The following is a 26,209-nucleotide window of genomic DNA, read 5'->3' as shown; positions in this document are numbered from 1 at the left end:
GTTTTTCTTAAAGTTAACCTTGCTCAAGCCCATCGTTAGATCTGCTAATCAGTTGAAGATCTGCACATCTCTTTCGCTACAAATAACGCAAAAAACCGTCCTAGATCAGGACGGTTTCATAGAAGGGGATAACGGAAGCCAGCCAAACAAATAAGTAAGAATGAGTTGCTCCCCAATGACTACCGCTGAATTAACTCTTCGGGACATAAATAAAGAGGCAGCATGAGCCTGCCTCTTTTAACATATAAAGCACTGTTACACAACATCGATAACAAGATCTGCCGCAAACATTCCTTCAGAGAACGCCGATAATACAACACGCCCCTTTTCTCCCGTTAATCGAATGATCGTACTGACACAGCCTCGGTACATATGTATCCAATGATTGTCATAAGTCTCACTTGAACATAAATCACCATTATCTACGCCAACGATTTCGGCCGGCCCGGTAATCTTGAAAGTGACTTTTGAACTTTCACGAAACACAGGATTTCCTTCCTTATCTTTGGCTCGAACGGTGAATAGTTGCTGATAACCTTCCTTGGCTTCCAATCTCAAATCATCCGTTTCAAAGGCAAGTTTTACAGTTGGCCCTGCTGTTGTTAGTGTATATTGACACGTTTCTTCCCCATCATGAAATCCCCTTACAGTAATTGTCCCAGGTAAATAAGGAAGATACCCTGTTATCATTCTATTTGGATACGCAGATGGTTTTTCCACATAAAATTGTTTCCCATTTAATTCTAAGGTCACTTCATCACAATTCGAAGCAATCATATATGGAATAACCGTTTTGTTAAACTGAGGGAAATTCCAATGGCTCGCATATCGCGGGGTATCCCAATGTTGTTTCGCTCCCTCATCCTGCAACGAATAATCCATGACGGCCAAATAGACCATCGGTTTCTCAGACCAATAACTTTCATAAAGATAAGAGAGCGGCTTACGTTCATTGTTTGTCGAAAATAAAGAGCCCGCCCATCCTTTGGCTGGATACCCCATCGATTCACCTAGATAATCAATGCCTGTCCACAGCATGCCGCCTATGACATAATCGTGGTTCTCGACGTCCATCCAAGGGACTTCATCACTAAAATTTTGCATTTGATCCGGATGACCTCTGAAAAATTGGTACGTCTCTGATCCCAAAATTAATTTATCCGGCATGGCCGCATGAATGGCAGGGTACCATTGCTCTTGATAATTGCAGCTAAGCACATCTACATGCTCGGCAATCCTTCGGATACGCTCAATACGATCTTCTAGGTTATAAATTTCGGTATCACTTACTTCATCGACAAATTGTTGAATATCCTTCACTTGAGAGAGATCGACATTACTTTCATATTTAAAATGCGGATTCATGGCATAGGATACGGGTCTAGTATCATCGAGAGTTAACAGATGTTCTTTCAACATTTTCAAAATTGCGATCATGGACGCTTGCCCTTGATTCTCCACCTCGTTCCCTACTCCCCATATAAAGATGGATGGATGGTTTCGATCCCTTTTTACCATACAGGTTAGGTCATTTTTCCATTCTGTCTCAAAATATCTTCGGTAGGAACCTCCGGTCCATTTATCGAATGGCTCTTCATAAACGAGCAGTCCTAGTTCATCACACAGATCCAAAATTTCCGATGCAGGCATGTGGTGAGCTGTACGAATGGCATTGCATCCCATCGCTTTGAATTTGACAAACCGCTCTCTCCAAATTTCTGGAGGTACAGCAATCCCGAGACAGCTTGCATCTTGGTGGATGCATAATCCCTTGATCTTAGTCAAATTGCCATTAATGAACATCCCTTTGTCGGCAATCAGTTCGATTTCGCGGACGCCTATTCGCAATTCATAAGTATCTAAGAGGCTATCCCCTTCAAATAGCGATAAATCCAACTGATACAAATGCGGCTGATCAGGGCTCCACAGCTTTACATTTGGTATTTCGACTTTAATTAGGCCATTGTCCGACTCACCTACAATGCGCGAACTTTCATCAGAAATAACCGCTTTTACTAAGGATGTGACTCCTGTCGCAATGGTCACAATGCCTACATCCCCATGAATTTCCGTCTTTACTTGGATTTCTTCCGGTTTAAGGTGATTCTCATTTAATTCAAGCACCTTAACGGTTCTGTAAATACCCGCCCCCGAATACCATCGATCTGCGGGAAACGACGTGTTATCCACTTTAACCAGAATCACATTATCTCCTTCATGGATATGGTCCGTAATATCCAGCGTAAACCTCGAATAGCCATATTTTTGTCCACCGGCTTCATTCCCGTTGACCCATACCGTACTGTTTTCATATACGCCGTCAAACTGCAGCTGGTAAACATAACCTTCCCTCAACTCTTTCAAAGCAATATGTCGTCTATACCAACCAATCCCCCAACGGTCCCTAAATCCTTGCGCTTCTCCCTGTACCATTGTTCGATTGATCGGAGCATGAATGGCCCAGTCATGAGGTAAATGAATTGGCTTAAAGTTGTGATCATTAGGCTCTTGTAATGTAAATTCCCAACCCGTCATTAAGTTTGTTTCCACGCGTGTCATGTTCTATTCTTCCTTTCATTATCAAATCAACCTTTTAGTCCTGTCGTGCTTATACCGTCCACAATATATCGTTGAAAAATAAAGAACACGATGACAGGGGGAAGCAACGATAAACTAGCCATCGCGAACATCGCTGACCAATCCGTCTGCGAACTTGGATCTGCAAACATCCGCAGCGCTACACTTACGGTGTACATCTTTGGTTTTCCTAAATAGATCATTGCCTCATAGAACTTATCCCAGGTCCAGTAAAATTCAAAGATCGCCGATGTCACAAGCGCAGGCACAATTAAGGGAACAATGATTTTGAGATATATGCCAAATCGATTGCAGCCATCCATTTTCGCCGACTCATCCAGTTCATACGGAATGGTTCTGATAAATTGCATGATCAGAAAAATAAAGAACGCGCTTCCGAAAAAGGAAGGTACAACGAGCGGAAGAATCGTGTTGATCCAATGTATTTTATAAAAAATGATATACTGAGGTATTAGAACAATTTGCGACGGCAGCAGCATCGTTACCATCACAGTTGCAAACCAGAACCCTTTCAAGCGGAATTTGATTCTGGCAAAGCCATAGGCAATTAGTGAACAAGATAACAAAGCGCCTAGAGTAGACAGTAAGACAATAACGAGCGTATTAGTGAAAAAGGTGGCGAATGAAATCCCCGCAAATCCCTTCCATCCGCGTGCATAGTTCGTGAAGTTCCAGACTTGCGGCATCAGGGAATGCGATTCTGCAAAAACTCTCGCACTTTCCTTAAAAGAGCTCGCTATCATCCATATAACGGGATACAACGAGAGTACAGCAATGAGCACGCACAAGATCTGGAAGCTTATCTTTGGCAGTAACGATTTCCAAGTTGATGTCATTTCATTCACCCTTTGATTCATAATGAACCCACGAATTTGACGTTTTAAACACGATGGCTGTCAAGATTGCCACAATCACCAGCAGAATACAAGACAAGGCTGCAGCGTAACCCATTTCAAATAATTCAAAACCTCTCCGGTATACATACAGTTGGTAGAACAACGTTTTATCCAATGGGCCTCCGCCCGTGATAATCAAGCCTTGTGTAAACGTCATAAAACCGCCAATGATTTGCATGACTAAATTAAAGAAAAGAACAGGACTGAGTAATGGCAAGGTGATACGGATAAATCTTTGCCAGCCATTTGCACCATCCACAACTGCAGCCTCATAGTACGAAGCCGGAATGTTTTTTAAGCCAGCGAGAAAAATAACCATGGGGGAACCAAATTGCCACATGCTGAGCAGTATAATGGAACCTAATGCGGTACTCGGGTCCCCCACCCAAGAAATATCAGGGCTCTTACCGGTTAGATAACCGATCAATGAGTTAACGGCACCTTCTCGAGAGAACAGCAAACGCCACATGACGGCAACAGCAACACTCCCACCGATAATAGAAGGAATATAGAACACGGTGCGATAAACCCCAATTAGGCGATGCTTTGTGTTAAGCAGCATGGCTATCCCGAGTGCTATGAGCAGACGAGCGGGAATGGCAATAAGGACATAAATAAAAGTAACTTTTAAGGACTGAATAAATTTAGGGTCATTCGTTAAAATGGCAACATAATTGTCTAAGCCCAACCACTTGGGTGAGGATAATAAGTCATATTTCGTAAACGAAAAGTAAATCAAACATAGCAAAGGAACTAGGGTAAAAGCTAAAAATCCGATAATCCACGGCAGAATAAATAGATAGCCTGCCGCGTTCTCAAAATCCGAGCGCACAGCTGTTTTTCTCACTTCTCGTCACCTCTTCTGCTACTAACTTGTCGACTAGCAATGGCTATTCCGGGCCCTAGGAATATCAATCGTCCTGATATCATCGTACCTCTGCAAGGCTTTGGGAACAATGAAATAACTCGATGACCTCTATGCAAAAAGTCGAGATATTCGGTTCTGCTCAGTACCTCAAGGAACGCTTGGCGGAACACAAAAAGAAGGGTATGATTCATCATCACACCCTCCGCACAACCCATTTATTATTTTTTATTCTTATCCAAAATTTTAAGGGATTCACTCTTCAACGTCGCATAGGCTTGCTCGGGCGTTGTTTTGTTATACAGGATTTGCTGTTCCAAATCCAGCATGAGCTTCTCAATCTCCGTTGAGCCAGCAGGAGGTTGGGGATCCATCGGAGAGCTTGCTTTGGCAACCTGATCGATGTAGGCAGCAGCTACTTTTTGCGCTGGTGTAAAACCATCTTTAATACCTTCCCTTACTTTTCCGGCTACCGGCATACCTCGCTCCGCATTAAGCACTTTATTCGCATCTACATTGTTAACGAAGTAACTGATGAATTTTGCCGCTTCTTCTTTATTGGTAGAATTGCTCGGAATTGAAAAATGATTGCCTGGGCGCAAATCCATTGCTTTTATTGCGTTAGGTCCTGGAAGAGGAATCAGTTGTAACTCCTTGCCAGCCGCCTTGGATATGCTCTCAAACTGATTGGTATAGATGACATTGATCGCTGATTTCTTCTTTGCGATATTGGATTCTTCAGGCGATTTGATCGAAAGGAATACATCAATCGGCGGAATTAAGCCGTCTTTGCTCCAATTCTTTTTCATCGTGTAAAAGTCTACATAGGTCTTCTCATCAAAACCAATCCCCGTTTTATCAGCGTATTGAACCTGTCCCATCTGCCTAGCATAATAGGGGAACATGAAGTTTTCACCAAGAAGATCGTCAGCGCCGTATGAACCTGTAACCGCCTTCAACTTGACCAAGTCCTTCCCGAGATCTTCCCATGTCGCATAGCCATTCACCGGAATCGTTAAGCCTGCTTTCTGATAAGCCTCAGGATCTACTACCATGGCCTTGGCATTTACACCAAGCGGTATGCCATACAACTTACCTCCGAGTTTACCGCTAGATAATGCACTCTCGCTGATATCACTGATATCGATAAGCTTCTTCGCCACCAGATCATCTAGGGGTGCAATTAAATTTTTGTCCATAAACTGCTGGGTATCAGCGGAGCCTACATAGTATTGCAGCACGTCGGGCATATTGTTGGTCGCAGCTTGTAGGGTAACTTTCTGCCAATAACCATCAAATCCCTGGAATTCAGGTTGAAAAGACACATTCGAATGGTCCTTCTTATACATATCAATTACTTTATTGGTTGCATCGTGTCTTGGCTGCGATCCCCACCATAACACTCGCAATGTGCTGTCTTTCGCACTTGCGGTTTGGCTTGGCGTGTTCGATGTTGCTGCTGTTGATGCTGCAGTACCTGCTGTACTTGCATCCTTCGTTCCGCTGGAGCAACCTGCAAGAGCCATCGTTACAGCTAAACTTGCCACTATCGGTGTAATCGCTTTATATTTCATCTCAATTAAACCCTCCTGTCATATACATTCCTGTGGGAAACTATGTGATCGATAACCAATGGCTATTTTCGGGCCCTGAGAATACCACTCGTCTTGCTATCATCGTACCTCTGTGAAGCTAAGGGAACAATGCAATAACTCGATGACCTCTATGCAAAAAATCGACTTTTCACACATTAAGCTACATGCGTCATCCTTCATCGAAATTCCTTTTAAATTCGGAAGGCGTGTATCCCGTATATTTTTTAAACACTTTACTAAAATATTGCGTATCTTCTCGAAAGCCGGTTAATTTGGATATTTCATATATTTTCAAGTCACCTGCTTGCTCAATTAAACGGATCGCCTGCTCCATTCTGCGTTCGAGGACGTATTGCGAAAATTTAACCCCGGTTTCTTTGGAAAAAAGTCTGCCCAAATAATCTACGTTCATATAGAGAAGTTCTTTCCCAATCCACGTTAGAGATAGCTCCGGATTGCTGAGATGTTCATCAATTATGCGAAGGACAGACGAGATCATCTGGTTCTGATTCGTAGACGACTCCTGATAATTGGATATAGCCACTTCTTCTGATACCGAATGAAGAAACTCAAACGACGCATGCAACGTATCTAATTCTTGAAATCTGACGACTTGAAACATTTTATCTGCGGAAGGAGCCATCTGTCCCTGGCGAATAACGATCATGTATAATTCCATACAGTGTGATTTAACCTCATTGATCTCCATGCGATGTTTCTCAAAAATGTCGAAGAGCGACTGAAGTCGCTGCGTGACATCCTTCACATCCCCCGCCTTTACAGACGAAGCAATAGCTTCAAAGGATGCATTGAAATCCACCTGCCAACCGACCTTTGTCGTAACCTGGACATCATCACGCGTAAGCATGCATCCTTCTGTAAAATAGAAACGATACCGAAGTACGTCATGTACCTCTTTGTACATACTGCGAATGTCCTTAAAGCCTCCGGCTCCGCTTACGCCCATAAAAAGTTCTAATCGGTAGTAGGACTTATAGATATCCCTGACTTCATTTAAAATCGTTGTCAGCTTCTCAAACGCCATATTTTGTATTAAAAGCAGTACACTGTCCTCAACAACCGTACTTAGATAAAGCTTCTCAGTGGTGAACAAATCTTCGGCAATATTTTTCAACGCGAACTTCTCCAGATAGCCACGACTCTCGCCTAATTGGACAAGAACGAGCTGAAACGACTGCGCATGGATATGAAACATGGCCATGAATTCTTCGAAATCCTGCTGGTTATAGGTGCCTGTTAGTGCAATATCTCTAAGAAACTGTTCCTTGACATGAGGCAGCACCCGATAAAAATTATTGTTCAGCTTTGTGAAGAACTCGCGTTCCTTGCTCACATTAGCAATTTCTATTTTGATTTCGTTCAAAACATCCATAATCTGCAGCTCATTACACGGTTTAAGCAGGTAATGCTTGATGCCGTAACGCATAGCTTCGCTCATATAATCGTACTCGTCATAACCAGAAAGCACGACAAACACTGTATCGCTTCTCTTTTCCTTAATCTTTCCAATGAGTTCAAGACCATTCATGACAGGCATTTTGATGTCAGTGATCACGATATCCGGCATCTCCTTATCCACCCAATCTAAGGCTTCGAACCCATTCTTGGCAGCTCCAATCAAATGTAAGCCATGTTCTTTCCAATTAATCAGAGCAGCAATACTGTCTCTGGATAACTTCTCGTCGTCGACCAATAAAACCTTATACAACTGACTCACTCTCCTTCGGAAGTTTAATCGTAACCTGAGTACCCTTCCCCGCTTTACTATTGAAATATAGTCCAGCCGATTCCCCGAACATAAGCCGCAAGCGCTCATGGATATTTTTAAGCCCAATTCCGGTTCCCTTAGATGGAATTTCGAATTTTTTCAATTGTTCCAGCGCTGTCTCGTCCATACCCGGTCCGTTATCCGTAACGGATATCTCGATCCATTCATCCCTTTCAACGGTAGCAACAGTGATCGTGCAATCTCCCAACATATTTTCCAAGCCGTGCTTAATCGCATTCTCGACAATTGGTTGTACGGACATTTTCGGAATTCGGTACCCGTTGAATCTTTCATCGATATCGAGAACAAAGTGCAGTTCACTCTCAAATCTCACCTTTTGAATACTCATATAATCTTGAAGCAGTCCGATCTCCTCACCAATGGAAATGTCTTGTACATTATTGCTGATAGCGTTCCGTAGCAGTCTGCTCAGAGCTTCTACCATACTGGATATAGCTGCTTGCCCGCTTACCCTTGCCATCCAATTAATTGAGGTCAGTGTGTTGTACAAGAAATGAGGATTAATTTGCGCTTGTAATGCCCTATATTCCGTATCCTTCAACATCAGTTGCCGAGTATAATTCTCTTCGATCAGCGCGTCGATTCTCTGAATCATAATGAAAAACCTTTTCTGCAAATAGCCGACTTCATCGGATCGGTCGAATTCCCGAGAATTGGTAACAATCAATCCAAAATCACCTTTCTCGGCGTACCTCATCTGCTGCGTCAAGAGTTCAATTGGTTTCGTGATCCCTCTTGCAAATCGGTAACTAATCGCAATGACAGTTATAAATAAGAGTATTACGACCACAAGAAGAGCAAAGCGCAAATCATTTTTCTTCTTAAATATATCGTTATAGGATAAGACACTGTAATAGGTCCATCCCGTTTCACGAGAAGTCGTATAGGCGATGAAAGAGCTCATCCCATCTATCTTTTGTATGGTAAAGCCTTGTTTGGACTCGCGAATATCGGCTGGAGGCTCAAAACCCTGATCATGCGTATAAATGGGCTGATTGTCTTTCCAGATGTAAAGCAATCCACTTTCTTTGGTGACAGTTTGATGTTGCTGCACAACAGAGTCCAAATTCACCTGAAATAATAGTGTACCTAGCGGCTCCAATAAATCTGCTCCTGTCGAACGTATCTCTCTAGCAGCTAGTAAGTACGGATGCGTGGCATCGGGTTCAACCCACACGTTGCCTCCCTTGGCATGCCTCGCTTTAATGAAAACTTCTTCTTTCTTACTTTCATCTGGCATCTGTGCACTCTGACCAACCAACAAACTATACCCGGAATCATTCATAAATTGGATGGATGAAATATGCTTTTCAGTCAACATATAGACAAATATTTTATTCTTGAATTCTGTTAATGCCAGCGCCCTGTCATATTCATTGGTCATTTCCTTTACTTTGGAAAGTTGTTCTTGAATCCGCGTATCAGCAGCGATTGTCAGTGACAGCTTTTCAATATTGCTAATTTCATTCTCGATATCACCAATCGAATTATTAATGGTTTGAGCAGATTGCCCATATAGCATTTCATCATAAGCATGAAAAATGAATTGCAGACAAGCAATGACGACAACGCAAAATATTATAATCAACAACATCATGACGCCCATCAGCTTATGTTTGATCTTCATATCCTTGAAGGATATACGGCGAAATCGGTCGTTAAACAAGGTGTCAACTCCTTCAAGGAATAGTAGAAAGAGGCACTGACCGCTTCGTCAGTGCCTCTTTCTAGATTATCCTATTCTGAGTGCCATGCCCATAAAAAAATTCGTGTTAAATTATATACTTTTCAGACTTCTTTAAATTCAAAATACAACTCAAACAAACACATGATTTCAATGAACTAACCGACCATCCCGAAACGGCCGACAACAACTTCCTTCTCTCGTTCATCCAAAATCTCTAATGGCAAGGTCTTCTATATGTTTCTCTTCTCGGTACTCTCGTGGTGATCGACCATATATCTTACGGAATAGCTTCGAAAAGTAATGGATAGATGAAAAACCATGTTTCTCCGCAATTTCAGTGATGTTCAGATTTGTATAGAGGAGATCCTCTTTCGCACGGTTAATCCTAAATTGAATGACATATTGTGTAGGTGGTACTCCGGTTACTTGTTTAAATAAGTCAAAAAAATAACCACGACTTATGCCTAATTCTCTGTAATACGTTTCTAGTGACTGCAGCTTGCCTAGTATAAGATCCTGATCCAAGCTATCAAGTAACTTGGACATGCGAAGATTAGGGATATGCTCTTCTTTCAAAGCAAAGGTTAGAAAAAACTCGATAAACTGTTGGAAATTGCTCTGAATTCTTAAATTACGGATATATGTCTTCTCGTTGGTATAGCAGTTATCTGTATAAAATTTTTCAAAAAAATCCATCCATATTTGCAGCTTTTCTACTTTCACATGCTCGGGTAAAGAATATGGAAATTGGGGACCGATCAGGGAAGGATTCAGTGTATTAACATCAAAACAAATTCTGCCCGGATCCGTGAAATCGACTCGGCGGGCAATATATGACCAATCGAAATAACAGCAAATGTGAACCATTGGTTCTTGACCGTCGGCAACCCAATGATGGAGCTGCCCAGCAGGAATGAACACGAGAGAACCTGCTACCGTTTCATAAGTGCGGCCACCTATTTGAATGACACCTCTACCTTCGCTTATCAAGTATAGTGAGGACGTATAACAAATTCGATTGTTGCTAGTCTGAGACTTTGAGAAAGGATACCTGGTTGCATAATACACATAAGGATGAAACTCGGCGAAATCCAGCACCATTAACAACACCTCCTAACAACCACATTTAAAATATTTGATATGACGATTGTACAAATATTTGACGATTATGCAAATACAAAATATTTCAAATATTGTAGTATTTCTAAGTGAAGATGATACTTTCTAGGGAGGTTTTAGAATGATAGAAACCAATTATTTGTTGACTGACGAGCAAATGTTGCACTTTATTACAAAAGGTTATCTTGTTCTACGAAACGAATTACCTAATCAGCTTCATCAAAGCATCATGAATCAGATTAATCATGTTATGCACAATGAGGGAAATCCAGGAAACAACATCCTGCCACGCGTCCCAGACATTCAACAACTGTTCGATACACCGACCGTCAAGGGAGCCTTAAGCAGTGTACTAGGTCCCGATTATTACATGCATCCTCATCGCCACTGTCATTACAATCAACCTGGAAATGAAACTCCTGGGGGCGGACAATGGCACAAAGACGGCTATTGGTCTTCTATGCGCAGCCACCGTCCGTGGTGGGCAATGATTTTCTACTACACTCACGATATTACAGAAGATTTAGGCCCTACTGCAATCATGCCAGGAACGCAATATTACGAAAAATTTATCGACGCACAAGGCGAAACTTTGTTACCCACAGGGAAAGCAGGCACTATGGTGCTCGTGCATTTTGACTTATGGCATAGAGCATCGCTTAATGTAACACAATTAGATCGATATATGCTTAAATTTCAATTCCTTAGATTGCGTGCACCTGAGTTTCCAACCTGGAATCATCAAAACAAGGAGATGATTATACCGGAAGGAACACCTGCTATCCACTTAAATTTATGGCAGGACGTTTGGGATTGGCTTCGGGGAGAACGAATAATAAAACAAGATAACAAGAGTTCCACCGAGAACCGATTGTTATCATTACAGCAAAACCTTAAGTCCGAAGACCCTACCATTCGTGGAAAATCCGCTGACGAATTGGGCCTGTTAGGAGTAGCAGCTTCTTCTTGCGCTTCTTCGCTAGGTGTTCTTTTAAATGATCCGGTCGAAACAACAGCTTTAAATGCAACCTATGCGCTTGGACACCTTGGAACACAAGGTATTAACACCCTAATCAGTCATCTCGCTAAGGGCTCAACCCTTATTGCGGAACGAGCAGCATATGGATTGCAAGCAGCAGGTGTTGAGGCAATTCCAGAGCTGCTCGGCGTTATGAAGCATGAAGATGAAAAACGTAGGGCATTAGCAGCATTCGTACTTGGGATGATTGGATCTTCCGCAGGTGAGGTTATCTCCGCGCTGATCTTAAGTTTACAAGATGAAAGCGAATGGGTTCGCCGAAATGCGGTCGAAGCACTAGGTATGATTAAAAATGCTGATGAATCCATTGTTTCAGCATTAGCAAAAGTTCTGAAGGAATCCTTAGAAAGTGAAAATGACTTCTCCTCAGATTCGAGTAATCAAGCATCAAGAACGTCTTATGTGGGTTCTCAGCGTTACATTACGAATAAGATTGGGTATACCGCTGCACTGTCACTGCTTCGTACCGGTCATGTTGGCGATGTAAGCGAAGCTGTCCATTCCTTGGAAGAAGCTCTTTATAGCAAAGACCGTTACGTCAGAGCTTATGCAGCGGAAGCGCTCACCCATCTACGAACAGCGGAAGCCGTAGATATCTTGATTCGTTATTACCGTTCTTCTCGCTGGTGTCCAGATACGAGCAAAGTTAGTACTTTCTAGACAGCCATAAGAAAGCAGAATAAACACAAGAGCAAGAATAGCATTTAGCTACTCTTGCTCTTGTGTTACCTATCTATCCCATTCATTTTTCATAAGAGCTTATGAATCCCAGTGTATTCCTCGGGCGCAAATGGAAGATTTCCCTTGACTTTCCCCAACACTTAAATTAACATTTCAACTCATATAACTCCAATTCTTTAAGCTCCTACATACGAGGTGAAATCAGCATGGCGAACGTAAAATTTAGGCATGTGAACAAAACGTTTGTTTCGAAGGAAAGCACTGTCCACGCACTGCGCAATGTGAATCTGGAATTACAACAGGATGAGTTTGTAGCCATCATTGGCCCAAGCGGCTGTGGAAAAAGCACATTGTTAAAGATTGCCGCAGGGCTAGACGTCAACTATGAAGGCTCAGTCCTTTTAGACGATCAACCAGTGACAAAGCCAAGTATTGAAAAAGGCGTCATCTTTCAAGAACACCGGTTGTTCCCTTGGTTAACCGTTGAGAAAAATATAGCTGCCAATCAATCTCTCAAAGATCCAGCAGTCCGGCAACAAGTGAAAAAAGTGATTGAATTAGTCAAGTTAACCGGCTTCGAGAAGGCTTTTCCCAAACAGCTTTCAGGCGGAATGTCCCAACGGGTGGCAATCGCGCGCGCACTTATGCATCAGCCCACACTTCTTCTACTTGATGAACCCTTTGGAGCTCTAGATGCCTTTACCCGAAATCATATGCAGAAAGCTCTGCTAGACATTTGGCGTGAGAACCGGATGACGATGCTGCTCGTCACTCACGATATTGATGAAGCCATCTTTTTGGCCGATCGCATTGTCGTCATGGAAGCTAAACCTGGCACAATTAAGGAAATTATTCCTATTGAGTTACATCATCCGCGTTCTCATGTTTCCACGACGTTCCTGGAATATCGCAGACGTGTTATGCAAGCACTAGGCGGACATGAAGAAATGGAACCCGCTTACTCCATTTAAAATACGAAAGATTCGCCATTGAGGCGGATCTTTTTTTATTTTTCGAGTGTATGAATTTCATTTAATAAATATTTCAAAAATACTTGATGCGTTCTTGGGAAATTCTGTTTCTTCGAGCGTGCACAGCCAAAAGTTACGATGTTGCTCTCGTTACTCACCAGAGGAATAGCTACAATTTCACCACTCGTTATCAATGGATCCTTTTTAATACTAAATTCAATGAAAATGCCTATGGCTGCCCCCTCGGCAATCGTCCGCTTCAGCACTTCTTGATTGTTCGATGTAAAAATAATGTTGACTGGACCATATTTCTCTTTAAATTGCGCCATGTAACGGTTTGAAAAGCTCCCGTTTATGCTAACAAACGGTTGTGCAATTAAATCTTTGCGGGTAACGCTGGTTTTGGTAGCGAGCCATGAATGCTTACTTACACAAATGACTACCCGCGATTCGAACATCTTCGTTAACCACAGTTCCTCGGTAACTTTAGGCTCATGATTCAAATAAATCAAACCCATGTCCGTTTTGTTTTGCTTTATGTCCTCGATAATATCTATGGAATCTTTCTCAATGATTTCTAATCGAACGTAAGGGTAGTAATTTTTGAAGGAAACAATGGACTTTGGTAACACCGCCATAAAATTCGGGCTCACAGATAATCGAACTTCGCCTTCGATGTGGTCATTTTGCATAAGGACGGCGTCCCTGACATCTTGAATCTTCAAGAGCGCCTCATTTGCTTTATCAATAATGATTCTCCCACGGTCAGTTGGAAGCGTCCCTATACGCGTGCGTTCAAATAGCTCAAATCCAATCTCTTTCTCCAATCTCGCCAAGGCTTTACTGATCCCTGCCTGGGAAACATGCATGATTTCAGCTGTTGTGGATATCGAACCTGTCCTTGCAATATTCACAATGTATTCTAATTGCTCAATATTCATATCCAAACCCCTTTTAGCAATAACCTGAAGTTATATCAGTATAACACATAGTTAATATACTTGTTTACTCGGATATAGTAAACTAAAACCACTTCAAGGTATAAGAGAGGGAGATTACTCATGAAATTTTCAAAAATTGCTGTCCCCGCTTTGGCGCTAAGTTTGTTACTTGTTATGTCCGCATGCGGTAGTAAGACAAGCCCTGCTGCATCGAGCAGCACTGTACCAAGCCCAAGTTCAAGCGCACCTGCTTCCCAAAAAGAAGTTGTCGTGAATATTGGTGTTCAGCACGCAGTGGCCCCGCTGGTCCTAGCCCAACAAAAGAAATGGTTTGAAGAAGAGTTTGCTAAGCATAATGCAAAAGTGAACTGGCTCGAGGTACAAGGCGGACCGCCCCAATTTGATGCCATCCTTACGAATCGCCTTGATTTGGCTGTAACGGGCAATACGCCTGTTATTACTGCGCAAATCGCAGATATTCCTTTCAAAGAAATCGCCGTTGGCAGCACAGGTTCCAAAAACAATGCCTTGCTCGTCCAAAAAGGCAGTGCAATTAAAAGTGTTGAACAATTAAAAGGTAAAAAAATCGCCGTTGCCAAAGCAACCAGCGGCTATGATATGTTGTTCCGATTGATCGATAAGGCGGGCTTGAAACCAGGAGATATTCAAACCATTCAACTTACTGCCGACGATGCGAAAGCAGCATTTATCGGTGGTTCCGTTGATGCTTGGGCCATTGGCGAGCCTTACCTGTCTACTTCTGTCGTCAATGACGGTGCGATTGTGCTAGCTGATGGTTCAAATATTAACTATATTAGCCCAGCCTTCCACGTGGCTCGTACTAAATTCGCTGAAGAACATCCTGAGCTGGTTACAGCCTACTTAAAAGTACTAGAGAAAACCTTGCAGTGGCAAAATCAGAACTTTGATGAAGCTGTGAAAATTTACTCTGAAGGGACTAAACTCAATGCAGACGTTGTGAAATCCGTCATTAAAAATGTCAGCTTCGCGACGCTGCCGGTTTCTGATGAGTTCGTAAAAGGCCAGCAAGATCTCGCCCAATTCCTCCTGAATGAAAAAGCAATTAACAAATTAGTCGATCCATCCAAAGTCGTTGACAACACTTACATGAAACAAGCATTAGAAGATATTAAAAACAATAAATAATTCACAAGGCAGGGTGATCCTACATCATGAATACAGTAACTCTTCCCATTCAGGAGCTGAGAGAGCTTGGCAGACAAGTCCTCCTTAAACATGGAGCAACGAAGCGTGAAGCAGAAATCGTAACCGAAGACTATTTGGAAGCTCACCTCAGAGGCCGCTCCTCTCATGGCATTACCTTCTTTAGAAATGCTGTCGAGTCCTTCGAGGACAAGGGAACCTATCAGGTTGGTCCTTTTGACGGATCTTACATGCATATCATAGGTAATCGAGACATTGGGCATATTGTTGCCCGTGAAGCCATTGATTTGGCTATTCCCTTTCTCACTGACCGTAAAATGATTACGATCGGCCTAACGGATATTACCCGTTTTAATTGTTCAGGTACGATTGCCAGGTATGGCGCCGAGCAGGGTGCAATCACACTTGTATTCGCTTATGGCGGTACAAGCGTTATGACTCCTCCGGGAGGAACAGTAGCTGCCGTGAACAACACCCCAATTGGTATTGCTTTTCCACATACGGAGCCATTGTTTGTTCTGGATATGGCCACTTCCGAGCGTGCATGGGGTCATGTAACTTTAGCCAAATATAATGAGGAAACCATCCCTGATACTTGGGGTGTTGATCAACAAGGATATCCAACAACCAACCCTGCTGACGTTAAATATTTGTCTCCTTTTGGCGGCTATAAAGGCTTTGGACTTGCTTTGGCATTTGAAATGCTAAGCGGAGCACTTGTTAATGTGCCGATTGGCTCCAAAGGTCCTGGAAAAGGAAGAGGCGCATTGATCCAATTAATCGATCCTACCGCCTTCGGTCATACCGTAGAGTCTTTCAAAGAACAAATCACGGGATTTTTGAGCGAAATTAACAACATTCCGACACTCGATCCAGACAAGTCCATTACTTATCCTGGCCAAGCCTCCGAACAGCGCTACCGTGAAAGTCTGGCATCTGGTGTTATTACCGTCCATGAATCTGTTATTGCGTATATGCACAAACAACTGCGAGATGAATAACATCAGACTACCACTAAAGAGGACTTTCTATGAAAACTCGCGAGAATTATAAGAAATATGTGTATGGCCTCATTTTGCCTGTCATCATTATAGCGGTTTGGCAATTGGTCGGATCGCTGCATTGGGTCGCACCCCAATTGCTTCCCACACCAATCAACATTTTCAAAGCCTTCATCAGCTTAATTAGCGATGGTATTTTATTCGATAACCTTTCTGTCAGTATATATCGCGCTGTTATCGGTTTTGCGATTGGTGGCGGTCTCGGCCTGCTATCAGGCTTGCTTGTAGGCTTTTTTCGAAAAACGGAATACACCTTGGACCCTACTCTCCAAATGATTAGAACTGTTCCTCACTTGGCTATTATGCCTTTATTCATTCTTTGGTTCGGATTCGGCGAGTTTTCTAAGGTATTGTTAATTGCAAAAGGTGCCTTTTTCCCTCTCTATCTGAACACCTTTCTAGGTATCCGAGGGATTGATTCTAAGCTGTTCGAAGTTTCTCGTGTGCTCGAGTTCAGTCGATTCAAGCAGATTACTAAGCTGATATTGCCTTCGGCGATGCCCAACATTCTACTTGGTGTTCGACTATCGATTGGCATGGCTTGGTTGAGCCTTATTGTCGCTGAATTGATGGGAGCTAATTCCGGCGTAGGCTACATGATCTCGGATGCGAGACAATTTGCCCAAACAGATGTTGTATTCGTCGGAATTGTCATATTTGCTCTAGTGGGCAAGTTTACAGATTCCTTTGTCCGCAAACTCGAAGATCGGCTTCTTCGCTGGAGAGATAATTATAACGGTGTAGATAGTAAATAGGACAAAGAGTTTCAGCCCATGAAGGTCAGCTAGTTATTACTAGTTGACCTCTTTTATTTTTTCGGGGTTTCTTCTACTCATCTTATACACGGATTAAAGCCTTACGATTTTTATCGTAAGGCCGATAGTATACATGTTAATGCACCAACCGCCCATCCCGAAAGCGCACTACCCGTTTTGCCTGCTCTGCAACCTGCCGATCATGCGTAATCACAATAATTGTCCGTCCCTGCTCATTTAGCCGCCTGAAAGTTCCGAAGGAAAGTGTTTCCTCCGGTCGAGTAGATCCACTGCTTCCAACGCCTGTAATACTAATAGCTCTCGCTGTTTCCGCGTCAGCCCGCGATAGATCAACGGTAACTCCACATTCTCATACGCATTTAATCTTGGCAGCAAGTTGAAGCTCTGAAAAACAAACCCAATCTTCCGATTCCGAATCTCAGCTAATTGTGAATCCTTCAGCGAGTGAATCTGCTTCCCATCCAGAACATACTGGCCTTCATCCGACACATCCAAACAACCGATGATGTTCATCAACGTGGACTTCCCAGATCCCGACGGCCCTATTATAGCAACATACTCACCGTGCGCGATATCTAACGAAATGTCGTCCAACGCCCGTATGGTTTCCCCACCCATATGGTAAAATTTACTCACATGCTCAATCTGAATTAAGGCTTTCATTGTCTTCGCCTCCATTATTTGATGCCAAATAAATGAAGAATACGATTCACCGACGTGTCGCCCTCACCTTGCCTACCTTACCTTCGCCTTATAAAATTCATGATATAGCTTCATTAACGCCCGCTTCTCAATACGTGACACATAGGAACAAGAAATCCCCAACTCTTTCGCGATCTCTCGCTGCGTCCTCTCTTCGCCGCCAAGCTCTAACCCAAACCGTCCAACCACAACTTCCTTCTCCCGGTCGTCCAAAATTTCCAGATTCCTGTAAATTATCGAATTCTCAATCTTTAACTGAACCGCATCCACCACATCGTCCGCCTCGCTGCCAAGTATGTCGATGAGTGTAATTTCATTCCCTTCTTTATCCGTTCCAATGGGATCATGTAGGGACACATCTTTCCGCGTTTTCTTCAAGGAGCGCAGATGCATCAAGATCTCGTTCTCGATACAACGTGCTGCAAAAGTCGCCAGCTTCGTGCCCTTATTCGGCGAGAATGACTCGATAGCTTTAATTAATCCAATCGTCCCGATGGTGATCAAGTCTTCCAAATCTTGTCCGGTGTTATCGAATTTCTTGAGGTTGTGAACACGAAGCAACGTAAAGCTTCATTACTGTAGAAGCCAGTCTGGTCCAGTTGTCATTCAAACAAGAACTTTTTCCCATTCCCGACAAAAAAACATCGTCAAAAATTCTTGACGATGTTTTTAATAATTTTAGTCGACTCAGTTACATAATACCGGAGATTCTATGGTTGTGTTATTGTGAGATCCGTACCGCCAAATTCAACATTTACATTTCCTGATTTGATTGTTGATCCGGTCCAGTTAAGCAGTGCATAATTATTTGCTTTCAGGCCATCAATGATTCGATTATCAGTTCCGCCACCTTTTCCACTTAAAAAGTACATTTTCTGCAGAACTGTACTATTAAAAGTTTCCTTCAGCGTGCTGGTAGCGTCTGTCAAATCGGCAGAAGTCCGGTTCGTTATATGATGGTTATCATAATGAGTATTCACTATGTCATTATAGCTGTTAGTAACAATCGCATACTTAGTATTAAGGGTGCTAGCGATTGAGTCCGGCATGAGACTATAATAGAAACCATGATGCGCAACCTGATAAACGCTTATATTCCCTACGATTTCTTGTATTTTCTTCCCAACTTCGTAAGAATAATTTTGATTACTACTTTCACCTACATCAGCGCCCAAGTATGTTCTGAAATTTTGTTCCCGTACTTGTTGTGCACTTTAACAGAAAAGTGGCTGCGTGCAAGTTTTCATCCAATGTTCCTGACAATTGTTCAATGATAGACTCGTGATTCCAGTCGTTTCCATTAAACCATGTCATTGTAAATATACCAAATGGAATCGTATCATATACGCCAACGGATACAACTTGTGCATTTTTAGTAAACTTTTCTATTTTTGCCTTGAATTTGTTAGCGGATAACCCTCTAAGCTCCGATAAAGACCCAACATCATTTTCAAAAGCTTCATAAGGCTTTATTTTACCGATCGACATGCTTTTAGCTTTCGCTGCAACTATGATCGTATCGGCTCTAGTGCCAATGCTAGATTCACCGGAATAAGTTGAAGACGAATCTGCTACGTCCTTTATATAGAGTATCGTGTTGGCATCCCCAAAACTAGCGATTGCAGCTTCGGCACCACCTGCATGATCCCATGCATATGGGAGAAGGCGATAAAAGACAATTTTGTCGATCCAAGTACGGAGCTTAAGTATGGCGCTACATAAGTTGTGTAATCTCCACTCGTTCCCGTGTCAACCAACCCATGGCTTGTCCTAGTACCACTAATCGTTTTTATCAAGGTCGCATTTCCTTTTTCACCAAGGTTGATAAAATAAACGCCAGCTTCAGCAGGAGCAGCTGCAAATGATGTTACATGTAACATCAGCAAACTCATACAAAATAGTACAACCACTGCAATTTACATTCGCAATTTGTTTCCATACTAATACTCTCCTCTATATTAGATTAGCTCGAAAAATTTAGCCGGATGTTTGCTTTCCCGTATTAATTCTCTGACAAGTGTCTGATACAGTCATACAACACATACTCCGACTTCTCGCCGTTATTAATGATCGTGGTGACGGACGTATTGCGCAATTCGTAACCAGTTGACTCGTCCTTCATTAACTCCTTAAAGGTTTGCCCAAGAAAATAACCATGAGTAACGACAAGCACCTTCTGCCCAGCATACCACGAAGCTATATCGCGAACAAAGTCGATTCCGCGCGCATGGATGGACTCATGGGTTTCTTGGTTCATATCGAGCTCATTCCAGTTCTCCCCCCAACGTGCAACCCGTTCCGCTTCAATCGTGTCGGCGATTTTTCCTCTATCCATTTCACGCAGCCGCACATCGAAAAAGTCAACCGGTTTGAAAGGTCAAGCGGACGAAATTGCGCGGATCGAGCTTGCGATTGAAAAAAGGCAGTTAGAGACAGTAAAAAAAAATGATTGATAAAGGCTATTCTCTACATGATATTTCTGAGTTTACGGGCTTTTCTGTAAGTAAACTTTCAAATAGAGATGTAATTATTTTCAAAACGAATATGCCTGAAAGTGAAATGAGTAAGTTACCCATTTTCCCAATTCAACATGAGTTCTACAAACAATTTAAGCAAAAAGGTTATCAGTTAGAAATCTGTTTAATTATTAAAAATGATCCTTAAAGGGTAATTCTGATATTGAACAAAATGCTCGAGGAAATATTAGGCGTATCGGTTCAAATTTTCGATGCTAGGGTTTAAAGATATGTATCCGGATGAATAAAAGACCGAAGTGGCCACAGGAGAATTCCGCAAAAATACTTCAAGATCAGTTTCCCTTTAATTGATACTTTGATTTGTTCATAGTCAACGGGACTCACACCGCACAAAAATAAATAGGAATGCAAAAGACCGAAAGAAAGCACTCAACTTTAGTCCGGTCTTTACTTCTTTTCGCCTAATAAAACCTTCCATTAGTCCATTAAGTTTAGGTTTTCTTCTAATGAGAGGTTTAAATCTGTTTGTATTGAACTAGCGTTACCCGTTAGAGCTCAATAAGCAAATTCTAGTTCTCCTGTTTGCTCAGGTTTTATTTATTTATTATATCTTTTTTATAAGGAGACCTGCTAACTAGAAAAATACCAACGCACACTAATACTGCTCCTACAGCTATTTCTTTATGCAACGGTTCGGCCAAAAATAGATATCCAAATAAAACGCCAAAAACCGGAGCAAGAAAATGGAATGCACTAGTTTTAGTAGAGTCGCCTTTAGATAGTAAGTAAAACCACAAGGCAAACCGAGCAATTGAACCAAACAATGACAAATATGTTAAAGATAAAACGGAAATAAAATTATAAGTAAACCTAATGTCTTCCATTAAAAGGTTTGCCATCGTTAACAATATACCGCCAAATAACATTCGATATGCAGTTAAAACCCAAACGCTACATGAAAGGTTAAATTTTTTAATAAGCAAAGTCGCGATTGCCCAACATAGTCCACCTATTAAACCAATAATTGTTCCACTACTCCACTGTAAAAGACCTAAAATTATCATTCCTATACAACCTGAGATTACTCCTAACCGTTGAACAGGTTTATATCTTATCCTAATAAATATTGTGCTGAGGATCACAACAAATAAGGGGATTCATAAAAGTTAGAATCGAAGATTCACCAGCAGTGTTCGTTCGAAGGCTAACGAAAATGCATCCCATAACCCCAACAGTTTGAAAGAATCCGATTACAATAATCTTTATCCAATCTACTAAGAGATGAGGGTGAGTGTATTTTCTAACAAAAATAGCCATTAAAACCCCAGCCATAAAGAATCTAAGCCCTGCTAAAAGAAGAGGTGAGATGTATGACACACCTATTTTCCCCACCACAAATGATGAACCCATTAAAGCTGTGGTAACAATTAGCAAAGATGCGAAATAAAAACGATTCACCGATTAACCTCCGAACTCATAGTACAAATATGCTTTATCATACCATATTATGGTTGAATTCCACTTCATTATTTCGTAAAACTGCCTGTTTGTTGAATAAACAAAAAGGAGCCGCGCTAAAGCAGCCCCACACTAATGTCTTCCATTATTTTACTAGATATCCCCGGACGGATTGATAAGAGCCAGAACCTGATGATCCTCCCACACCCCGTTGATCTTCACGTTGCTCCGGGAGATGCCTTCTTTGTGAAAGCCGGCATTCTCAAGCACACGGATAGATCCGGGATTCCGGGTGGAGGCTTCCCCGACGATCCGGTGAAACTTCTTCTCCTCAAAGGCATATCGTACCACCTGCTTTACTGCCTCCGTCATATATCCCTTGCCGTTATAAGCCTGGTCTAGGCTGTATCCGATCATGCAGCTTTGAAGCGGTCCCCGCACCACAAAGGACAGCCCTATGTTACCAATAATCCGGTCGTCCTCCTTGTGGCATACCACGAAGGCATATCTCCGATCCTCCAACATGTCGGCCTTGCTCTTAATAATCGTTTGGAGCTGATGCTCCTCGGTATAATACTCCTCCGGGTTGCTTGGCGAAAACTTTTCAAAGAACTCCCTATTTCGTTTGTACATTGCTGACAATTCTTCGGCGTCCGCCTCCTCAGGGAACCGGACGTACACTTGTTGCTCCGACATCTGCACCATCCCCGCAAACTAAGATATTGGATAATTATACCACAGGCTGAAATATTCAGATATTGATTTTATGAGTTACTTACCCAGATCATTTTGTATCAAAATGCATAAACAATCTCCGATTATCCGCGGTCGCAGTAATTCTGTCCGTTACTTAAGAAAAGGCTACCAATCCACCCGGGCTGGCTGCCTCTTCATGTTGCTATTGAACTCTCGTTCACCGTTAACCTAATGAATATGTCGATAAAATCAGTACTCCTCTTGCTCATCCCCAAGGAGTTGAGCATTTAATTTAGTTGGTATTGACTTTAACTTTTCGATATATTGAGGTTCATCGCTGTAATGATGAAAAGGAGCCAATATAAGCCCCCTTGAATAACGGAGATATACTGTTTCTCCGTTATAATCCCAGGATGCCATTCCTTCACCACTTTTCATTGATAGTACATTTCCATTAGGAAGTGTTACTGAAATGTCCTCTATCTGAAACTTTAAATCATCATCATTGGAAATATAGTTTTTCCATTCTTCTAAAAGTATTGGATTTTCTTTCGCTTCGAACGTATACTTAGCCCTCGTAATATTTAATTCATCCCCCACAGAATTACCCACTTTTTTCACATTGAGTTATTCAACTAGTACTTTACAACTTCCTTTTTTTTATAAATGAGGATAACTGCCCGATCGTATAGTTCAGCAACAGGTTCGATTTCTTCTTAACTAAGTAGCTATTAACGCCATATCCTCATTCATTAACCCCCTAAAAAAAACCAAAAAACCTAAAGAACATACTCTTTTGGTATATCTAAAGATGCAGCGTGTGTCGCATGGTCTACAAGGGGCTTTGTTTGTTTTGTCAGTTACAACCCTTTGTAGCATCAAATTCACGATAACAACCCATATCCATACTATTGCTAATATAGCAAGGAGGTAAAACAATAAAATATGTACGCCGCCGTGCTGCTCGCGAAATATTCTTTTGTTTCGCCGACGAAGTGCAGTCAGCCAATTCAACGAAATTCCCTCCCCCCTAATTGTAAGGATCAGTTGTAAGCCACCATCCCGTTTTTTTTTCTCCATACTCTTGGCGTAAAGCCTGTGTACTTCTTAAATGTCTTGATAAAATAGCTGACATTATCAAAGCCGATCTGGAGGGCAATATCTAGAACTGATAAATCGGTGTACTTCAACAGGTTGGAGGCCATCCGTATCCGATGGCGGTTGACGTACGTCACAGGGGATTCCCCCGATATCTGCTTGAAAAATTTATAAAAATGATCCACGCTGATCCCCGCAACCCCTGCAAGGTCTTCTATAGTAATGTGGCTGTTATATCGTTCCTGTATATACGCAATGGTTTTTTGAAACCGGTCCAGCTTTTCATTGAGCAAACATTTCTGCCCGTTATGGGTAAGAAATGCTTTGTTTGCAATGATTTCAGCCATAATGGAGAATAAACTGGATTTAATTTTCCATTCGTATCCGAAGGGCTGTTGCTGGAGCGATTCGACGATGCGAACTATTTCGGATATCACCTTCGATTGCCAACCGGGTACATTCGGAATATATGAGGGGAATTTATACTGTCCGCAAAGGAACGGATCGAGATATTTGCTTTGGCAGGCGTCGGGCTCATGACTGCACAACATGTCGAGTTTGAAAATGATTCCGAACATGCGGCAATGCTCCCCGTTCTCGCAATAACCGCTATGGATCTCTTTTCTGTTGATGATGACGGCATCTCCCGCGCAGACGCGAATGAGATTGGTATCGATCTCCATTACGATACTTCCCTCTATGACATAATTGAATTCAAATTCATCATGGTAATGGCAGTACACAAGCCGGTCCGAATCATGCATCACATTTCGGGAGTCGTTGTAGGAGATCCGCACCGGAAAATCAGGCTTTTCCGACGGTCCTTCATAAACCAGTGCTTTAGTTTTTTTCATTTTAGCCCTCTTTTAACAGAATGGTAGGATTATCGTATATTATAACGTGAGATTTAATCCATTATCAACATTATACTTACATTGCAGTTATGTTAAGATGCAGAAATATTGGATTTATTAATAGAGAGGTTGAAGATAATGAGCTATTTGGATATGTATGTGGATAACCAGTTCGTAAAGGAAAATGTCTTTTTGAAGATGGCAGCGGAAAAGAAGGATCTACCGATTTTTGAGAATGTGAAGGAGGTTTTGCCTGGACCCTTTTGGGAAGGCCATGATGTTGCCATTTCCTGCTATTGGAAGGCTTGGGAGCTGGCTTTTAAAAACCTAAAAAAACCGATGCCCGAAAATGGGTTCGTGACGAATTACATTGACACCGCCTTTAACAACTGCCTGTTTATGTGGGATTCCAGTTTTATCTTGCTCTTTGCGAGATACGGAAAGCATGCATTTGATTTTCAAAAGACCTTAGACAACCTGTATGCCAAGCAGCACAGGGACGGTTTTATCTGCCGGGAGATCAACGAGGTCGACGGCAAGGACAGGTTTCACCGATTTGACGTGGTCAGCACAGGACCGAATATCCTGCCTTTTACGGAGTGGGAATATTATTTGAATTACGGGGAAAAGGAGCGCTTGGAAAAGGTGTTTCCTGTATTGGCCGCTTATCACTTGTGGTTGAAGGAATTCAGAACCTGGAGTGACGGAAGCTATTGGTCCTCAGGTTGGGGCTGCGGCATGGACAACACCCCCAGGTTGGAAAAGAAATACCACGAATCCTTTTCCCACGGGCACATGGTCTGGGTAGATGCCTGCATCCAGCAGATTCTAAGCGCGAAACTGCTCGTTAAGATGAGCGACGTCATCGGCAGAAGACCGGAGATGCAGGAGTTCGAGGAAGAAATTGCCTTACTTTCAGATTTCGTGAACCGTAAGCTGTGGGATCCCGACAGTGCCTTTTACTACGATCTCTGGAAAAGCGGGGAGCTGAACCATGTCAAGTCCATCGGGGCCTACTGGGCTTTGCACGCCGATATCGTGCCGGATGATCAAATGGTCAGGTTCATCTCCCATCTGGGCAACGAGAACGAGTTTAATCGTCCCCATCCGATCCCAACTCTATCCGCCGATCATCCGGAGTATAAAGAGGATGGCGGCTACTGGAGAGGCGGAGTTTGGGCCCCAACCAATTATATGGTGCTGAAAGGCCTTCATAAAAACGGGGATGACGCTTTGGCTCATGAGATTGCAATAAAGCATTTAGACTATGTCTTGAAGGTTTATGAGAGCACAGGTACTCTTTGGGAGAACTATTCCCCTGAGAAAGCGGCTCCCGGAAACCCTGCCATGCCGAATTTCGTCGGATGGTCCGGGCTTCCGCCAATCGCCGTTCTTTTCGAATATGTTTTCGGCCTGAAACCGGATGTGCCCAATGATACCCTTGAATGGGATGTAAGGCTTCTAGATGCCCATGGTATTTCCAGATACCCCTACGGAAACAACGGTATCCTTCAGCTCCGCTGTGAGAAGAGAACTTCTCCGAAGGAGAAGCCGGTAATCATTGCGGAATCCAATGTTCCTGTCACCCTTGTCGTGAAATGGGACGGCGGGAAAGAAACTTTGATGCTAGGTTAGGTGTTGAATGATTTTTTCAAGAATGCTTCAGTAAAAGTGGAAAATAAAGTTCGTTAGTAATATTT

General features: G+C 42.4%; 25 protein-coding genes and 1 pseudogene. 7 read left to right on the top strand and 19 right to left on the bottom strand.

Annotation, left to right across the window (positions count from 1 at the left end; translation table 11 throughout):
- Positions 1-255: 255 nt before the first annotated feature.
- The 7 genes from HQN88_RS19560 to HQN88_RS19530 form a co-directional block, all read right to left on the bottom strand.
- Positions 256-2,559 (bottom strand): glycoside hydrolase family 2 TIM barrel-domain containing protein, encoded by a 2,304-nt coding sequence (locus tag HQN88_RS19560; RefSeq protein ID WP_173115614.1) that lies wholly within the window; start codon positions 2,557-2,559, stop codon positions 256-258.
- Positions 2,560-2,585: 26 nt separating this feature from the next.
- Positions 2,586-3,434: a carbohydrate ABC transporter permease gene (locus HQN88_RS19555; protein WP_173115612.1), complete on the bottom strand. Its 849-nt coding sequence runs from the start codon at positions 3,432-3,434 to the stop codon at positions 2,586-2,588.
- A 1-nt stretch (position 3,435) separates the two neighbouring features.
- Positions 3,436-4,341 carry a carbohydrate ABC transporter permease gene (locus HQN88_RS19550; protein ID WP_173115610.1) on the bottom strand — a complete coding sequence of 302 codons (906 nt, stop codon included), beginning with the start codon at positions 4,339-4,341 and terminating at the stop codon, positions 3,436-3,438.
- A 239-nt stretch (positions 4,342-4,580) separates the two neighbouring features.
- Positions 4,581-5,933 carry an ABC transporter substrate-binding protein gene (locus tag HQN88_RS19545; protein ID WP_173115608.1) on the bottom strand — a complete coding sequence of 451 codons (1,353 nt, stop codon included), beginning with the start codon at positions 5,931-5,933 and terminating at the stop codon, positions 4,581-4,583.
- 190 nt (positions 5,934-6,123) lie between these two features.
- Entirely contained in the window at positions 6,124-7,683 is a 1,560-nt protein-coding gene (locus tag HQN88_RS19540; RefSeq protein ID WP_173115606.1) for a response regulator transcription factor, read from the bottom strand.
- Entirely contained in the window at positions 7,676-9,430 is a 1,755-nt protein-coding gene (locus HQN88_RS19535; protein WP_173115604.1) for a cache domain-containing sensor histidine kinase, read from the bottom strand. Before HQN88_RS19535 ends, HQN88_RS19540 begins: the two co-directional genes overlap by 8 nt.
- 222 nt (positions 9,431-9,652) lie before the next feature.
- Positions 9,653-10,552, bottom strand: coding sequence for an AraC family transcriptional regulator (locus HQN88_RS19530; protein WP_246320331.1), 900 nt, complete (start codon positions 10,550-10,552; stop codon positions 9,653-9,655).
- A gap of 139 nt (positions 10,553-10,691) precedes the next feature.
- On the opposite strand from HQN88_RS19530, the gene HQN88_RS19525 reads away from it, so the two are divergent.
- Positions 10,692-12,269: a HEAT repeat domain-containing protein gene (locus tag HQN88_RS19525; RefSeq protein WP_173115602.1), complete on the top strand. Its 1,578-nt coding sequence runs from the start codon at positions 10,692-10,694 to the stop codon at positions 12,267-12,269.
- A gap of 221 nt (positions 12,270-12,490) precedes the next feature.
- Positions 12,491-13,261, top strand: a complete 771-nt coding sequence (locus HQN88_RS19520) for an ABC transporter ATP-binding protein (RefSeq protein WP_420794188.1) — start codon at positions 12,491-12,493, stop codon at positions 13,259-13,261.
- Between the two features lie 35 nt (positions 13,262-13,296).
- On the opposite strand, the gene HQN88_RS19515 is transcribed toward HQN88_RS19520, so the two are convergent.
- Positions 13,297-14,202: a LysR family transcriptional regulator gene (locus HQN88_RS19515; RefSeq protein WP_173115598.1), complete on the bottom strand. Its 906-nt coding sequence runs from the start codon at positions 14,200-14,202 to the stop codon at positions 13,297-13,299.
- A gap of 120 nt (positions 14,203-14,322) precedes the next feature.
- Here HQN88_RS19515 and HQN88_RS19510 point away from each other — a divergent pair, with 120 nt between their 5' ends.
- From HQN88_RS19510 to HQN88_RS19500, 3 genes are read left to right on the top strand one after another with little or no spacing between them, the layout of a single operon-like run.
- A complete protein-coding gene (locus tag HQN88_RS19510) occupies positions 14,323-15,369 on the top strand; it encodes an aliphatic sulfonate ABC transporter substrate-binding protein (protein WP_173115596.1) in 1,047 nt (348 codons plus the stop codon).
- 26 nt (positions 15,370-15,395) lie between these two features.
- The gene (locus HQN88_RS19505; protein ID WP_173115594.1) at positions 15,396-16,388 is read left to right on the top strand and encodes an Ldh family oxidoreductase; all 993 of its coding nucleotides are present in this window, start codon (positions 15,396-15,398) and stop codon (positions 16,386-16,388) included.
- A 29-nt stretch (positions 16,389-16,417) separates the two neighbouring features.
- The gene (locus tag HQN88_RS19500; RefSeq protein ID WP_173115592.1) at positions 16,418-17,203 is read left to right on the top strand and encodes an ABC transporter permease; all 786 of its coding nucleotides are present in this window, start codon (positions 16,418-16,420) and stop codon (positions 17,201-17,203) included.
- 136 nt (positions 17,204-17,339) lie between these two features.
- On the opposite strand, the pseudogene HQN88_RS19495 reads toward HQN88_RS19500, so the two are convergent.
- The 6 genes and pseudogenes from HQN88_RS19495 to HQN88_RS19470 form a co-directional block, all read right to left on the bottom strand.
- Positions 17,340-17,887, bottom strand: a pseudogene (locus HQN88_RS19495) (ABC transporter ATP-binding protein).
- A gap of 72 nt (positions 17,888-17,959) precedes the next feature.
- Positions 17,960-18,487 (bottom strand): RNA polymerase sporulation sigma factor SigK, encoded by a 528-nt coding sequence (sigK, locus tag HQN88_RS19490; protein ID WP_173115590.1) that lies wholly within the window; start codon positions 18,485-18,487, stop codon positions 17,960-17,962.
- A 149-nt stretch (positions 18,488-18,636) separates the two neighbouring features.
- Positions 18,637-19,101 (bottom strand): hypothetical protein, encoded by a 465-nt coding sequence (locus HQN88_RS19485; RefSeq protein ID WP_173115588.1) that lies wholly within the window; start codon positions 19,099-19,101, stop codon positions 18,637-18,639.
- Entirely contained in the window at positions 19,091-19,414 is a 324-nt protein-coding gene (locus HQN88_RS19480; protein WP_173115586.1) for a hypothetical protein, read from the bottom strand. The genes HQN88_RS19485 and HQN88_RS19480 overlap by 11 nt, the downstream gene beginning before the upstream one ends.
- Positions 19,415-19,506: 92 nt before the next feature.
- Positions 19,507-19,806, bottom strand: coding sequence for a hypothetical protein (locus HQN88_RS19475; protein WP_173115584.1), 300 nt, complete (start codon positions 19,804-19,806; stop codon positions 19,507-19,509).
- 122 nt (positions 19,807-19,928) lie between these two features.
- Positions 19,929-20,276 carry a histidine phosphatase family protein gene (locus HQN88_RS19470; RefSeq protein WP_274319718.1) on the bottom strand — a complete coding sequence of 116 codons (348 nt, stop codon included), beginning with the start codon at positions 20,274-20,276 and terminating at the stop codon, positions 19,929-19,931.
- Positions 20,277-20,371: 95 nt separating this feature from the next.
- On the opposite strand from HQN88_RS19470, the gene HQN88_RS19465 reads away from it, so the two are divergent.
- The gene (locus HQN88_RS19465; RefSeq protein ID WP_173115580.1) at positions 20,372-20,590 is read left to right on the top strand and encodes a hypothetical protein; all 219 of its coding nucleotides are present in this window, start codon (positions 20,372-20,374) and stop codon (positions 20,588-20,590) included.
- 406 nt (positions 20,591-20,996) lie between these two features.
- On the opposite strand, the gene HQN88_RS38445 is transcribed toward HQN88_RS19465, so the two are convergent.
- The 5 genes from HQN88_RS38445 to HQN88_RS19445 all read right to left on the bottom strand — a co-directional run bounded on the left by HQN88_RS38445 (position 20,997) and on the right by HQN88_RS19445 (position 24,509).
- Positions 20,997-21,467 carry a DMT family transporter gene (locus HQN88_RS38445; RefSeq protein ID WP_337995205.1) on the bottom strand — a complete coding sequence of 157 codons (471 nt, stop codon included), beginning with the start codon at positions 21,465-21,467 and terminating at the stop codon, positions 20,997-20,999.
- 52 nt (positions 21,468-21,519) lie between these two features.
- Positions 21,520-21,861, bottom strand: a complete 342-nt coding sequence (locus HQN88_RS38440; protein WP_337995204.1) for a DMT family transporter — start codon at positions 21,859-21,861, stop codon at positions 21,520-21,522.
- A 153-nt stretch (positions 21,862-22,014) separates the two neighbouring features.
- Positions 22,015-22,557 carry a GNAT family N-acetyltransferase gene (locus tag HQN88_RS19455; RefSeq protein ID WP_173115577.1) on the bottom strand — a complete coding sequence of 181 codons (543 nt, stop codon included), beginning with the start codon at positions 22,555-22,557 and terminating at the stop codon, positions 22,015-22,017.
- Positions 22,558-22,806: 249 nt separating this feature from the next.
- On the bottom strand, positions 22,807-23,157 hold the full coding sequence (locus tag HQN88_RS19450; RefSeq protein WP_173115575.1) for a hypothetical protein: 351 nt from the start codon (positions 23,155-23,157) through the stop codon (positions 22,807-22,809).
- 443 nt (positions 23,158-23,600) lie between these two features.
- Positions 23,601-24,509, bottom strand: a complete 909-nt coding sequence (locus HQN88_RS19445) for an AraC family transcriptional regulator (protein WP_173115573.1) — start codon at positions 24,507-24,509, stop codon at positions 23,601-23,603.
- A 138-nt stretch (positions 24,510-24,647) separates the two neighbouring features.
- Between HQN88_RS19445 and HQN88_RS19440 the strand changes: the two genes are divergently transcribed.
- Positions 24,648-26,144, top strand: coding sequence for an MGH1-like glycoside hydrolase domain-containing protein (locus tag HQN88_RS19440; RefSeq protein WP_173115571.1), 1,497 nt, complete (start codon positions 24,648-24,650; stop codon positions 26,142-26,144).
- The last annotated feature ends 65 nt before the right edge of the window (positions 26,145-26,209 follow it).

Origin of the sequence: Paenibacillus qinlingensis, assembly GCF_013204845.1 — a bacterium.
Classification (GTDB): Bacteria; Bacillota; Bacilli; order Paenibacillales; family NBRC-103111; genus Paenibacillus_E; species Paenibacillus_E qinlingensis.
Note: the sequence above shows the minus strand (reverse complement) of the source record. Positions and strands in the feature narration are given on the sequence as shown.

Excerpts from the sequence above, each read along its gene's own strand:
- HQN88_RS19555 (WP_173115612.1), bottom strand. The coding sequence starts at position 3,434 with ATGACATCAACTTGGAAATCGTTACTGCCAAAGATAAGCTTCCAGATC.
- HQN88_RS19465 (WP_173115580.1), top strand. The coding sequence starts at position 20,372 with ATGATTGATAAAGGCTATTCTCTACATGATATTTCTGAGTTTACGGGC.
- HQN88_RS19515 (WP_173115598.1), bottom strand. The coding sequence starts at position 14,202 with ATGAATATTGAGCAATTAGAATACATTGTGAATATTGCAAGGACAGGT.
- HQN88_RS19455 (WP_173115577.1), bottom strand. The coding sequence starts at position 22,557 with ATGTCGGAGCAACAAGTGTACGTCCGGTTCCCTGAGGAGGCGGACGCC.
- HQN88_RS38445 (WP_337995205.1), bottom strand. The coding sequence starts at position 21,467 with ATGATAATTTTAGGTCTTTTACAGTGGAGTAGTGGAACAATTATTGGT.
- HQN88_RS19475 (WP_173115584.1), bottom strand. The coding sequence starts at position 19,806 with ATGTTACATGTAACATCATTTGCAGCTGCTCCTGCTGAAGCTGGCGTT.
- HQN88_RS19545 (WP_173115608.1), bottom strand. The coding sequence starts at position 5,933 with ATGAAATATAAAGCGATTACACCGATAGTGGCAAGTTTAGCTGTAACG.
- HQN88_RS19525 (WP_173115602.1), top strand. The coding sequence starts at position 10,692 with ATGATAGAAACCAATTATTTGTTGACTGACGAGCAAATGTTGCACTTT.
- HQN88_RS19445 (WP_173115573.1), bottom strand. The coding sequence starts at position 24,509 with ATGAAAAAAACTAAAGCACTGGTTTATGAAGGACCGTCGGAAAAGCCT.
- HQN88_RS19560 (WP_173115614.1), bottom strand. The coding sequence starts at position 2,559 with ATGACACGCGTGGAAACAAACTTAATGACGGGTTGGGAATTTACATTA.
- HQN88_RS19480 (WP_173115586.1), bottom strand. The coding sequence starts at position 19,414 with ATGTCGATCGGTAAAATAAAGCCTTATGAAGCTTTTGAAAATGATGTT.
- HQN88_RS19500 (WP_173115592.1), top strand. The coding sequence starts at position 16,418 with ATGAAAACTCGCGAGAATTATAAGAAATATGTGTATGGCCTCATTTTG.
- HQN88_RS19510 (WP_173115596.1), top strand. The coding sequence starts at position 14,323 with ATGAAATTTTCAAAAATTGCTGTCCCCGCTTTGGCGCTAAGTTTGTTA.
- HQN88_RS19530 (WP_246320331.1), bottom strand. The coding sequence starts at position 10,552 with ATGGTGCTGGATTTCGCCGAGTTTCATCCTTATGTGTATTATGCAACC.
- HQN88_RS19440 (WP_173115571.1), top strand. The coding sequence starts at position 24,648 with ATGAGCTATTTGGATATGTATGTGGATAACCAGTTCGTAAAGGAAAAT.
- HQN88_RS19505 (WP_173115594.1), top strand. The coding sequence starts at position 15,396 with ATGAATACAGTAACTCTTCCCATTCAGGAGCTGAGAGAGCTTGGCAGA.